Origin of the sequence: Blastococcus tunisiensis (genome assembly GCF_900112815.1) — a bacterium.
Taxonomy (GTDB): domain Bacteria; phylum Actinomycetota; class Actinomycetes; order Mycobacteriales; family Geodermatophilaceae; genus Blastococcus_B; species Blastococcus_B tunisiensis.
This window is the reverse complement of record NZ_FOND01000007.1, coordinates 65,702-78,016: the sequence shown is the minus strand read 5'-3', so window position 1 is coordinate 78,016 and position 12,315 is coordinate 65,702. Positions and strand designations below refer to the sequence as shown.

Below are 12,315 nucleotides of genomic sequence, written 5' to 3'. Positions count from 1 at the left end.
CGGTCCGACGCGGGCGTCAGGACTGCGGGGGTGACCATCAGACGTTCGACGGCAGCATGTACCCGCCGGGCGTACCGGTTGCTGTAGCGGATCTCCGGCCTACCGTCTCGGTCCTCGAACGTCACCGGCAGCCCTTGGGTGACCATCTGCTCGGCTACCGAGCGGGTGTGGTCCACGTCGTCGCTGAACGAGAGGTGCGTCTTTATGGCTCGCCACTTCCGGCGGTCGAGTGTGACGAGGACAACCAGGACGACGATAGGACCCACGCCGATCCGAACGACGATTGGCCAGCTCGTGTCATGCAAGGCAACTCGCGACATCGCGGCGGAGGAGAGGACGGTCCCGCCCAGTGCGCTCCAGCCGACCGCGTTCAGCTGCGCCGTCCGAAGAAACGGCCACCGCCCCGATGGCCCGGGACGGGCCGAGGTACGACGATCGGCTCGTCCGCGTCCTGACCGTGGGCGGTGTCGTCGGGCATCGACTCTTTCAGTGGTGCCGGTATCTCGCCGGCGACGGCCGGCAGGTCGAGGCCTTCCCGTTCGATCAGCGCGGGGAGCGGCGGCTGCTCCAGGACGGCGAGCAGGACATCGGCCACCATGATGGAGGTGCGGCCCTGGTCGGCCGCGATCTGTCCGGTGCGCGCCAGCGCCGTCTGCACCGCGGCGGTGAACGGGATGTACCCGGCGCGCCCGCGGCGCTGCCGCCGCTGCCCCGTCAGACTCTCCTCGGCTGCCCGCCGCAGCGCCGCGAGGCGCTCGGCGCCAACTGCGGGAATCCGGTGGGCCTCCAGCGCCCCGAGGAGGAGGTGGCCGACATCGATCTCCCGGTGGCCGCGGGTACGCGACTCCTCCTGTGCGAGCACGAGGCTGCGCCGCGCCCGATCGGTGAACCGCTCGAACATCCAACGAGACTATGGCCATCCGGTACGGGGCACCTCGGCTCGGACGCTTAGGACGGAGCCGGTCGGAGGGGAGGAGCACGACTATGGGTGACTCGGTTCACGGCTGAGCTACCGACGTCCCACGGCCCCTGTCCCGGCGAGGCGAACCTGTTACGCCCAGGGATCGATCGCAGCGACGTCGTCGCCGCCCCGAACAATTCGGAGTCTAGGCGCTGGTGACTCGCAGCCGTTCGGGCAGTGGAACTCGGACCGCGAGGTCGTCGATCCAGCCGACCGCGGCGGGCCGTCCGCAGCGGGGCACGTCTCCCAGGTGACCGCTCACTGGCCGTCACAGCGTCCTTGACGCCCGGGACGGGAGGACGCGCGGAGAAGTCCTGCTGAGCCACCTGTTGTCGCGGCCGCCGGTCGAGCAGTCGCAATCGGACATGCACTCCGGGCAGACCAGCGAGCCAGCGCCCAAGCTGGCCAGCGCCCGGCAGCCCGCCACGCTCAGCGGCGTCCCGTCCGTGGTCGTCAGCTCTGCCTGTGCCGGCTGCGGTCTTGCCGCATCGCAGTGGAGGGCAGCGGCTCCCAGATCGTCCCGGTCTGCATGCCGGGAGGTCTCGCTAGGGCACCGAGGCGGTCGGGGAGGCCGTGATGACCGGCGCCTCCGTCCGCTCCCGGCTGCGGCGGGGGGACGGCAGGAGAGCGGGGATGTCGGCTGCCGGCCGGGGCGGGGAGAACAGGTAGCCCTGGAAGCTCCGGCAGCCCAGCCGTCGGATGACGGCCAGCTGCTCGGCGGTCTCGACACCTTCGGCCACGGTCTCCAGGTGCAGGGAGCGGCCGAGCTTGGCCACGGCGGCGACGATGGCGGCGTCGTCGGGATCGGCGGCGACGTCGCGGACGAAGGACCGGTCGACCTTCACCACGTCGATGGGGAAGCGCTTGAGGAAGGTGAGGGAGGAGAAGCCGGTGCCGAAGTCGTCCAGGGCCAGGCGGACGCCGAGCCTGTGCAGAGCCTCCAGGGTGGCGATGGTGGCCTCGGTCGCGTCGAGCAGGGCCGTCTCGGTGAGCTCCAGGCAGACGGCGTCCGGATCCACTTCCGTCTCGGCCAGGATGGCGGTGACGACGCCCGGGAAGCCGGGGTCACACAGCTGGCGGGCCGAGACGTTGACCGCCATGGTCAACGACGCGCCGGGGATGGCGCGCCAGTCGGCCAGCTGCCGGCACGCCTCGTGCAGCACCCAGCGCCCGACGTCGACGATCAGCCCGGTGTCCTCGGCCACGGCGATGAACGCGTCGGGCCCGAGCAGGCCGCGGGTGGGATGCTCCCAGCGCACGAGGGCCTCAACCCCGGTCATCTTCCCGGATCGGACGTCGACCACGGGCTGGTAGAGCAGGCGCAGCTGGCCGCCGTCGATGGCCATGCGCAGGTCGGCCTCGGTCTGCTGGCGCTCCTCCAGCGCGCCGCGCAGGGCGGCGTCGAAGACCACGTAGCCGCTGCGGCCGCGGTCCTTGGCCTCGTACATGGCCAGGTCGGCGTCGCGGAGCAACGCCTCGGCGCTGTCCTGCCCGGCGAGCGAGACCGCGATCCCGATGCTTCCGCCGAGGGCGAACTCCTGGTCGCCGACCCGGAAGGGCTCGGCCATGGCCGCCAGCAGCCGCTCGGCGACCACCAGCAGCTCGTGCTCGCCGCCGATTTCCTCGCAGATCACCACGAACTCGTCGCCGCCGAAGCGGGCGGCGCTGTCGGTGGCGCGCAGGTGCCCGGACAGCCGCTCGGCGGCGATCCGCAGCAGGGCGTCCCCGGTGCTGTGGCCGGCGGAGTCGTTCACCGTCTTGAACCGGTCGATGTCGACGAAGAGGACCGCGACCGAGGTCCGGTGCCGGCGGGCGCGGGTCAGCGCCTGGTCCAGCCGGTCGGCCAGCAGGCGCCGGTTGGGCAGACCGGTCAGCCCGTCGTGCAGGGCGTGGTGGGCCAGCAGCTCCTCGGCCTGGCGGCGCCCGGTCACGTCGACCAGCTGCAGCACCCCGTGCACCGGCCACCCGGCGCTGTCCCGCACAACCGAGACGCTGGTGTCGGCCCAAATCACGCCGCCGTTGGCGTGCACATACCGCTGCTGGACCAGGTGGTGGGCCACCTCGCCGGCGGCCAGCTGCTCCAGCGCGGTGCGCAACGCGGCCCGATCCTCCGGGTGGGCGAGCTCATCGAGCACGAGCCGCTCGAGCCGGGATGCCGACCGGCCGACGATGCGACCCAGGGCAGCGTTGGTCTCGGTGAACCGGCCCAGATTGTCCGGCGCCAGGCTCACCAGCGCCATCCCGGTGGGAGCGTCGGCGAACGCCGACCGGAACCTGCCCTCAGAGACCGCCAGCGCGTCGAGCGCAGCGGTGCGCTCGATGAGCAGCTGCTGGTTGGCGGCGAGCGCGGCTTCCTTCTCCTTGAGGTCGGCGAACAGGGCCGCACCGCTCAGCAGCGCGCCGTACGTGCGGCGCAGCGACCAGTAATAGACGGCGACCGCGGCCGTCACCACCGCCCAGAGGGTGTCGTGCCAGCCCCAGCTGGCTTGTACCGCATGCAGCTCGTGCGCATCCGCGCCGGGCAACGGCAGCAGATGGACCACGTGCAGGGCGTGGCCCACGGCGCAGGAGAAGAAGATCAGCCCGGTCGCTGTCCCCAGCCGGTTGGACCGCAGCTGCCGACTGCGGGCCAGCGGAGCGAACACCGCCACGGAGATCGCAAAGTAGGCCACGGCGATCACGCCGCCGCCCACCGCGCTCAGCTGCCACGACACAGCTCCCTCACCCCTCACCTCATCGGACCCTGGTAACGGGGTTATCGGTGGCGACACCCGTTCCCCCAACCGGGGGTCACCCGATCGGGGTACCCAGCCCCCTCCCGGCGCCGGCCCCGGCGCGCCGCCCAACGTCATGACGGCGCGAATCACAGCGATGTAACGATGAGGACGGTGACAGCGGCCGACAGCCGCTGTCAACCACAGCCACGCGGTGTCCCGGCGGCGAAGCCGAGCGTCGGCGGCTCCCTGTGCAGGACATGACCGTCGCCCGCCGCGGCACGGCGCCCTCTTCGCCCCGTCGCGTTGAGGACCGCTGTGCGCCTGCCGATAAAACAGTGTCCACACCGCACGCTACCGGCCCGGCGTTGCGTCCCTGCGGCCACCGCGGGACAGCGGCACCGCGATCGACAGAGGCAGGCGCATGGTCACCTCCTGCTGGCCTGGGACCTCGGCCTCGAGCGCCAAGCGCTGAGGGGCGTGCGGCGGCGGGCAGCCGGGGCGACCGACTGCGCTCATGCGCTGCGTCTCCTCCTCGTCGGCCGGCTGCGGCGTTCGCAGCGAACCCGCGTCCTTCCAGGCCGTCTGGTCGCCCCCGTCGACACCCAGACGAACCAGTACACGGCATGAGCCGTCGTCGTCGGTACGCCAGCTCAGGATGGAGGCCGGCAGCCACGCCCCACCATGTAACAACTCGATGCCCGCGGGCTTCGTCTGCGCCGCGACGGCCGGCTGTGCTGCATGGCGAGACATAGGCGCACTGTAGGCACCGGGTTACCGGCGTCTCCGGCGGCGCGCCAGCTGACACCCCACAGTCGATGACGCAAGTAGCCGGGGCATCCCAGCCGTCACCGCAGCGCTGGTCGCGGACCGGCAGCCCCCCTCCAGCCTCACCGAGGTCCGGATGAACTAACCTCCCGCGCTATCTCCAGCCGAAGGGCGATGACCGCAAGGGGATGGCGCATCGGGAACCAGCGTCGCCAGCTCAGCAGCCAGCGAGATGCCGTGCCGGTCGGGCAGTTGCAGGTCGAGAACGACGAAGTCAGGGCTTGGGGGTATCACCAGAGGGTGACGAGCTCATCCTCGGCGAACCAGCAGTCGGCCCCCCGCGCGAACTGATCCAGTGGCATCCAGATCATTGCGAGGGGCTGCGACATGGCCTTCGCAAAACCGGGTTCACCCGGCCACAGGCGGGACCGGAACGGCGGCCTCGGCAGCCGCGCCCGGCGGCATACCCAGCCGACTTCACCACGGCTGTAGGTGGCCACGGAGAAGACGAGATCCCGTTGTGAACCCGGCTCGTAGCAGCACCAGGACCACACCGAGAGCGACCGGGCACCGGGACTGCTGACGTCGTGACTGGTGAGCGCTTCAGCCCACGATGGCGGGCGGCGGGGCTTCATCAACCCCGTGCGCGGCGAGTTCGCGTAGCAGTTCGGTGACGGCCTGCGAGTCCTCATTGGCGTCGATCTGGATGATCGATCCCCAGCGCATCCGGACGATGTGGACACCTCTTAGGAAGGCCTCGCCGTTGACGGCGCCTGGCTCGTATAGCGAGGGCGAGTAGGAGAGCGCACACAACCGCAGCTGCTGCGCCGGCACCCCAGTTCAAATTCCAAAAGGACGTGCAGGTCGATCGCCCATCGACGCGGTCGACGCACATCGTCCCACTACCGCCTCCCCATGCCAGCGCGAAGAACCAGCCCACGATGAGCGAAGACCCAACGACGACCAAGCCTCTAAGAAACTGCACGGTCTACACAACGACCGAGACCCTTCATTGATGCGGCCTCACAAAAGGGCCTAACCAATCGGTGTCCCGCAAGCGGATCCGTCTGCGGGACAACATCGTGAGTCAGCTCTTTCTCGGTACATGACCCGCTCGACGTGTGCGCCTCAGCGGCTGTGGGTCAGCTCGTAGTCGGTTCGCTGCCTTCGGTAGGTCAGCAGCTCTTAGGCAGCAACTTGGGCGGCCGCTTCGTCGATGATGGGCTCGAGGCCAGCGAGCTGCGATCGCCAGGCGTGGCCGTTGCGGAGGGCGATGAGGAGTACGTCATCGTGCCGTTCAGCCAAGATTATGTCAGGGGCTCCTGAGCCTGTGAGGATGAGCACCGGCGTTACCTGCAGTGGCGCGCCGCGGCTGGCCAGCAGGCGTTCGATCAGCCGCGCACCGTCGCGGGCCTGGGCGAGCTTGCCGGGTAGCTCCGGCACTTCGTCCAGGCGTCGGCGGCGACCGAAGGTGGCCTTGACCTCCACGGCGAAGCAGCCAGCCCGAGCCAGCAGGACATGGTCGACATCGCGGTGAGCTAAAGAGACACCGCTGATCACAGCAAACACCCCGGGAGCTGTGTGCAGCTCGATGCCGACTTCGTCCTCCAGTGCCCGGCCGAGCCGGGGAAGCAGGCCGCCGTCCGCGATCGCCAGCGACACCAGCAGCACCGTGACCGCCCCGAGGTAGGCGCCGGCTCCGCCCACGGAGGTGCGCCATGACGGCGCGTGCGGCACCGTTCGCTGCGGTGGGATGCTCGGGTAGTCCGCCAATGGGTGACTGGTGGACCGAACGCGGTGGAGGAGCATTGCATTCGCGCTGAAATCGCCCATAGGGGATCTGCGGCCATGACCGCGCTGGCGGTTGCAGCAGTCGGCACCACTGTCGCCCTGATGCTGAGCGGCTGCGGAGGCCCGAAGGCCTGCCCGGCGGTTGACCACGGCCGGACCCTCGTCGTCCGGCTTGCCGACGACGGGCCCCCACGGAGGGACGGACCGTCGTCGTGCGGTGCTCGTCCCCATGTGGCCAGGTGCAGCAGGACAGTGACGAGTTGGCCCGCGAGGTGAGCGGTACCCTGACCGGATTGTCGGCTGCGTTGTGGATGACGGACATGCGGGCTCCGGGGTGGTGACCGTGCTGGCTCCCGAGAGTCAAGTAGCCGAGGTGGAGCAGGCTCTCACATGGGAGTGCGTGGGCGACACTGAGGAGTGCGGCGGGGTCCGGAGCGTCTCCGAGCGCGCGGCCGAGCAGCTCAACGAGGAGATCGAGCTGCTCGACCCGCTCCAGTGGCCGCCGGCACGCACCCTCAGTCGATCTGACCATTCACGCGACTCCGTATCCACCCGATGAGGCAGTGCAGCGCCGCATGTCCCTCGGGTGAGGCGAAGCCTTGCTCGACTCGTGCCGCTTCGATCAGGTCAGCGCCGTCTATCGAGCCGCGCCTGTAGAAGTGCTCGAGCACGCGGCCGGACGGGGTCGCGCTGCTGAAGAGTCCCGCGATCCCGAGGGCGATGGCATCAGAGACGACCAGTGTGGTCGGCGGCCGCTTCAGCGCGGCCCGGCGGTCTAGGACGTCCGACACACCGGCGACCACCTGCAGGTCGGTGGCTGGCGTCCTCGCCCGGCAGCTGACAATCACTCGAGGCTCCCTCGCTCGACCTGTACAGTTCCATTTCTCCTGGCACATCGGCGCATATTGCGGGAAACTGAAGCAATAGTTGGGTGTCTTGCGCAACAGTCTCCGGGGCGCGAGCGAAATGCCTCTGGTGGGCATTGTTTAGTTGTTCGCCGAAGTATCGCTCGTCGCGAATCGGGCCGGACGTCACCGCCGACATGGGGCCGGGTCCGTTGGGGCGCCTCGCGGCTCAGCCCTGAAACTTGACTGGGCTGAGGCGCAAGCCCGCACGGGGACCGACTGCCATTCGCGGGTGCGAACCCAGGTCACCCGGATGCCGACGGCGCGGCCCGCGCGTCGGGCGCTTGACCCCTACCATTTCGTTGCGGTGAACAGCACGATGCGGCTGGACGAGTCTTCTGCGCGCACCCGTGTTCTTACCTGAGGCGTCGGCTGGGTCCGCCTGCTTGGCAAGGTGCCGGTGCGGGCGCTCTCCTGAGCAGCAGTTGCGGCACTGCCGGGTCTCTCGCCCGTCGCCGCCGATGCGACCGCTTGCGTGGTGAGGCCTGCGGCCTCGGGCACCTGCCGGGATTGGCCGTCACCATTCTCGTCGCGACGTGGGTCGACTGGGGGCCGGGGTACCTGTTGTCCACTTGTGTTCCCGTCGGCAGGTGACCGGCTCTGGTTTGTGACCGCGCTTTTCGGGTCTCGCGTCGGCGCGTCCATGTCCGATGCGTCCGCGGCGAGATCGACGTCGCCGGGGGAGGTCCGATCCTTGCCTTCCCGACGCATCCGCCGCACCACGCCGACGCCGACTGCCACCGCCACGGCCACCGCCACGGCAAGAGCGGACGGAGTGCTCATGAGCTGCGGTTGACCGCTCTGACCCGCCGTCGTTGCCCGCGACGCCCCACCGGTGTCAGCGTCGGGCTCCGGGGTGAGCGACAGATCGCCCAGTGGCACGAAGCCGATGTGTGGCCGCGAGATAGCCGGAGCCACGTCGCGGACCTTGTCAATGGCGACATCCCACGGGGACGGTAGGGGAACGAATGCGCTCCTGCCTTCGGTCTCCGCCACGGGTCCGGAGGCGAGTGGGGACGCACCAGCCAGCTGCCTGCTGAGCTGTCCCGTCACGCCGAGGGTGAGCAGTGCCGCTATCGCCGCCGCCGCCGCCACCGTCTTGCCTGCACGCCGAAGCTTCGGCATCCAGATCGGCTTGCGTGAGTGCCATGCATCGCGGCCGCGACGCGCGACATGCCGGGCGGCACCCCCGAGGAGGGGTGTCAGGCGCCCGCGAAGCTCCACTCTGAGTATGTCGGCCATTCGGGGTGACACCTTGAGCCCTTCCCGCACAAGAGGCGCTGAATACTTGATGAGGCGCCTATGAGGCCGCAGCGGTCTCGACGGGCGTGCTTCTGCGGGCCTGCCAGTCGGCGAGCCAGCCTTCGAGGGCGGCGGGAGGCAGCGGCGCGCTGATGACGTACCCCTGCACCTGGTCACAGCCCAGGGCGGCGAGCCGGTCGAGCAGCGCCAGGGATTCGACGCCTTCGGCGATCACGCTGAAGCCGAGCCGGTGGGCCAGGTCGGTCACTGCCGAGGTGACCGCCTCGTCCGCCTCCTGGTCGAGCATGTCTTTGATCAGGCTGCGGTCGATCTTCAGCGCGGTGATGGGCAGGATGCGGAGGAACGCGAGGCTGGTGTAGCCGGCGCCGAAGTCGTCGATGGCGACCTCGACGCCCCGACTCTGGAGCTGGGTCAGGACGAAGGCGGCGCGTTCGGGGTTGGTCATCACCGCCGTCTCGGTGATCTCCAGCTGCAGCAGTGACGCCGGCAGCTCGGCCGCCAGCAGCGCGGCCAGGACTCGGGCGGGCAGGTCGTCCTGCAGGAGACTGCGGGGGCTGATGTTGACCGCGACCTGCAGTGGCATGCCGGCCCGCCGCCAGCTGGCGGCCTGCTGTATAGCCTGGCGTAGCACCCAGCGGGTCAGCGGCTGCATCAGTCCGCTGCGTTCCAGCACCGGAAGGAACTCCCCCGGCGGCAGCAGCCCGCGGGTGGGGTGTCGCCAGCGCACCAGCGCTTCCACGCTGGTGACCTGCATGTCCCGGAGGGACACCTTGGGCTGGTAGTGCAGCACGAACTCGTCGTTGTCCAGTGCCCGGCGCAGGTCGGTGACCATGGCCAGCTGCCCGACGGTGTGCTGGTCGGTCCTCGGGTCATAGACCGCGGTGCCGCGGCGGCTGCGCTTGGCCTGATACATGGCGACGTCGGCGCGCTGCAGCAGCTCGGGCAGCGTTCTGCCGTGTTCGGGGGCCAGCGCCACGCCGATGCTGGCGTCGACGGACAGGTCGACACCCTCCACGGTGAAAGGGGCCTCCCGCAGCCGGCGGAGCAGCTGCTCGGCCCGGCCCTGCGCCGCTGCGGTGTCAGGCAGGTGGGCCAGCAGAACACCGAACTCGTCCCCACCGAGGCGGACCACCAGATCCTCCGGCCGCACCGCAGCCTGCAGAGTGGCGGCCACGCGCTGCAGCAGCAGGTCCCCGGCGGTGTGACCCAGAGTGTCGTTGACGGACTTGAACTCGCTCAGGTCGAGAAGGAGAAACGCCAGCGGACGCTTGAAACTCGCCTTGGCCAGCAGACCCCGGGCGTCCTCGTACAGGGCTCGGCGGTTCAGCAGCCCAGTGAGGGGGTCGTGGCGGGCGTGCCGCTCCCGCCGCAGCAGGCGGTGTCGCAACCACACCAAGCCGACGATGACCAGCCCGAAGATCACGACGACCGATGCCTGCTGGCGCAGCAGTCGGTCCTGCGCGGCCGCGGTGAGGTCCCCGTGCGGGAGCACCACCTGGACCAGCGCCCCGCGCGAGCCCGCGTTCTGCTCCGCGGTCGACAGGGGGAGATAGACCCGCAGCTGGGATTGCCCGTCCGCGGCCTGCCCGGACGCCGCCCACAACTTCCCCTGCCGGGCACGCACAAGGTCGCTGTCCGAGGGCTGGAGGGCGCCGGAGGCCGGGGACCCGTCGAACAGGGGAGTGCCGTCCAGGCTCCACACACGCAGGCCCAACAACTGACCATCATCGCGCAGCTGATCGACGTCATCACGCAGCCCAGTGAGGTCCTCGGCGGACAACTGTCCTCTGGCGAGGTCACTCGCGCCGAGACGGGGGCGGACGACGGTGGCGGCGATGACCTCGGCGGTCGTCGCGCCCTGGGCGTCGGCGCGTTCCTGGCCCCGGGATTCGAGTCCCTGTATCAGCCAGGCCATGGCGCCCAGAACCAGGGTGATGACAACGAGCAGAAGCAGCCGCGACATAAGAATGCGGCGTACCTGGAATCCCCTCCGGCCAACGATCACTTTCACCATATCGACGCGTTAACGGCGGCCTTGAGCGAGTGGCGGTGGCGTGCACCCATTCGAGTGGGAGGCATAGCGGCCCCGTTAATGATTAACCGTACGGGGGTGGTAGTTGCAATATCCATGTGATCACCGCAGACCCGCCACCACCAGGCGCGGCCTGTGGCCACGATCGGCGGAGTGGCGTGCGCTGCCCCAACCGGCATCCAGCAAGGCGGAGTTGTTCATCGGGTCACCATCCACGAAAGGCCTCTCAATAGAGTGAGTTGTCTTGCCTTCACTTTAGGTGGCGGTCGGTGTAACCGATTTCGGGGACATGAGCGTCACAAGTGACGGGACCGTACAGGCCGATAACACTCCGCCAGGTGCCGAGCACAGACAGGCCGGTGCAGTCACTCCCCGGGCGCTCCGCGTTTGGTCATGGTGGGGATACGAGCCCTCCATTCACAAGCTGCTGGTTTTTGTCGCCGCGGCCACCAGCCGTCAGGAATTGAACCGCACGTGCGCCCGCCTGGACATCCTCACGCCTGGCCACGTCACATATCTCCGGTCTCACGAGTCCGGCTTCATCGAAACGATGAGAAACCCAGGGCAGGTCCTCTGGGTGCCCCTTGACAACTACGGACGGCACCCCCACCACTGGTTCCTCGAGGACCAGCTCACCGCTGCCAGATCGTCGGCTACCGCTCCACCCACCGGCCCAAGCCTGATTTTCCACCGGAGGGTCGGGCCGATCAGGTGATGACCGATCACCCCGCGGCCTACCGGCGAAGCGCCCCTGACGCTGTCGGATCCAACCGCCACCGGTCACAGCGATGCCCCGGCCGGAGTGCAGCACGCCAGCCCCCCGCCCCCGAGTCCCCGCATCCCTGAGCCTGCCCAGAGACTCCAGGCAGCAACTGCCGCTACGAGAGCGGACTTGACCCGGACACGTCGGCCCGAGCGCACAAGTAGCCGCATCCACTACGACCCACGCTCAGGCCGCTCAGGACACTTCGCGCTCTGGCCCTGCGGCACCCAGGCGAACAGCATCTGCCAGAGATACCCGTCTCGCCGTTCGAGCAAAAAGTAGCCCCACCGGGTCTGAAAGGTCCGCGGCTCCCATGGGAAGTCGACCGAGAGTTGGCGGGCGTAGTCGATCGCCTGGCGGTCATCCTCCACGTCGAAGACCTCAAGAACCGTGGTGCATCCGGCCAGGAGGCGGTAGCTGGGCATGACGGCATCCCCGTGGCTGCTCCCGGGCAACCGCCGGGGAAGGCCTCGATCGACATTCCATGGCGAGACTCAGCGCTGTTGTATGAATTTGGGAGTAGACCTTATTGTGGCGGCGCCGTCTCCACTGCCCCTGGAGGCGGCGCCGTCCCACGAAAAGGTAGGGGCTACCCCTCGGTAGGGCGGCCCACCCGGGTGAACTGTGATTCAACTCACAGCGAGAGGTTGCATTCACCAGAGGGGTATGCGGCAGCGGCCAACCGCAATGCAAGGCCGCCACCGCGTGATCGGCTTACACGCCGAGAAAGTGTGGCGAGCGCGTGCTCAGGAGGCAGCCACGGCGCCCTGAGCATATCGGTGGGGGCAGCCGGGGCGTCGACGCGGCACGCCATGCCTCGGCGAGCAGTCGTCTCAGCCCCCACCTGACACAGGCCCGCGGCCCCCGTTCCACCCTCGGCATAAGGGGCTGGTGAAGCAAGCCTCCCCGCACCGGTCGCCGGGCCCTTCCGTGATGGTTCACGGGTGGTTCGGCTGGGGCCAGGGCATCAGCGGCGGTAGGCGGTCGCCCAGGTGCGGGACGCTGTCGGGGTCGGGGTCGAGGGCGGTGTGGTGGTGTTCGTGGCTGCCGGCGGCAAGATGTCCGTTCCGACCCATTCGTGATCAAGAGCGTCCTGCAGTGCTGTCGCAGGTCAGGAG

10 protein-coding genes are annotated in these 12,315 nt (G+C 69.2%); all 10 read right to left on the bottom strand.

All coding sequences use genetic code 11. The annotated features are described in order from the left end of the window. Positions 1-370 precede the first annotated feature (370 nt). Positions 371-901, bottom strand: a complete 531-nt coding sequence (locus BM142_RS24500) for a Clp protease N-terminal domain-containing protein (RefSeq protein WP_092197933.1) — start codon at positions 899-901, stop codon at positions 371-373. A 605-nt stretch (positions 902-1,506) separates the two neighbouring features. Then, entirely contained in the window at positions 1,507-3,675 is a 2,169-nt protein-coding gene (locus tag BM142_RS10680) for a putative bifunctional diguanylate cyclase/phosphodiesterase (protein WP_175527221.1), read from the bottom strand. A 354-nt stretch (positions 3,676-4,029) separates the two neighbouring features. Next, on the bottom strand, positions 4,030-4,428 hold the full coding sequence (locus BM142_RS10675; RefSeq protein WP_092197927.1) for a hypothetical protein: 399 nt from the start codon (positions 4,426-4,428) through the stop codon (positions 4,030-4,032). Between the two features lie 305 nt (positions 4,429-4,733). Further along, on the bottom strand, positions 4,734-4,943 hold the full coding sequence (locus tag BM142_RS24170; RefSeq protein WP_139228847.1) for a hypothetical protein: 210 nt from the start codon (positions 4,941-4,943) through the stop codon (positions 4,734-4,736). A 103-nt stretch (positions 4,944-5,046) separates the two neighbouring features. Next, positions 5,047-5,277, bottom strand: coding sequence for a hypothetical protein (locus BM142_RS10670; protein ID WP_092197924.1), 231 nt, complete (start codon positions 5,275-5,277; stop codon positions 5,047-5,049). Between the two features lie 351 nt (positions 5,278-5,628). Next, on the bottom strand, positions 5,629-6,105 hold the full coding sequence (locus BM142_RS24495; RefSeq protein WP_175527220.1) for a nuclease-related domain-containing protein: 477 nt from the start codon (positions 6,103-6,105) through the stop codon (positions 5,629-5,631). A 644-nt stretch (positions 6,106-6,749) separates the two neighbouring features. Then, entirely contained in the window at positions 6,750-7,082 is a 333-nt protein-coding gene (locus BM142_RS10660) for a hypothetical protein (protein ID WP_092197918.1), read from the bottom strand. A gap of 348 nt (positions 7,083-7,430) precedes the next feature. Continuing rightward, the gene (locus BM142_RS24160) at positions 7,431-8,381 is read right to left on the bottom strand and encodes a hypothetical protein (protein WP_139228845.1); all 951 of its coding nucleotides are present in this window, start codon (positions 8,379-8,381) and stop codon (positions 7,431-7,433) included. Positions 8,382-8,439: 58 nt separating this feature from the next. After that, positions 8,440-10,416: a putative bifunctional diguanylate cyclase/phosphodiesterase gene (locus BM142_RS10655; RefSeq protein WP_139228844.1), complete on the bottom strand. Its 1,977-nt coding sequence runs from the start codon at positions 10,414-10,416 to the stop codon at positions 8,440-8,442. A 954-nt stretch (positions 10,417-11,370) separates the two neighbouring features. Continuing rightward, positions 11,371-11,622 carry a hypothetical protein gene (locus BM142_RS10650; RefSeq protein ID WP_092197913.1) on the bottom strand — a complete coding sequence of 84 codons (252 nt, stop codon included), beginning with the start codon at positions 11,620-11,622 and terminating at the stop codon, positions 11,371-11,373. Between the last annotated feature and the right edge of the window lie 693 nt (positions 11,623-12,315).

Excerpts from the sequence above, each read along its gene's own strand:
- BM142_RS10655 (WP_139228844.1), bottom strand. The coding sequence starts at position 10,416 with ATGGTGAAAGTGATCGTTGGCCGGAGGGGATTCCAGGTACGCCGCATT.
- BM142_RS24500 (WP_092197933.1), bottom strand. The coding sequence starts at position 901 with ATGTTCGAGCGGTTCACCGATCGGGCGCGGCGCAGCCTCGTGCTCGCA.
- BM142_RS10675 (WP_092197927.1), bottom strand. The coding sequence starts at position 4,428 with ATGTCTCGCCATGCAGCACAGCCGGCCGTCGCGGCGCAGACGAAGCCC.
- BM142_RS24160 (WP_139228845.1), bottom strand. The coding sequence starts at position 8,381 with ATGGCCGACATACTCAGAGTGGAGCTTCGCGGGCGCCTGACACCCCTC.
- BM142_RS10650 (WP_092197913.1), bottom strand. The coding sequence starts at position 11,622 with ATGCCCAGCTACCGCCTCCTGGCCGGATGCACCACGGTTCTTGAGGTC.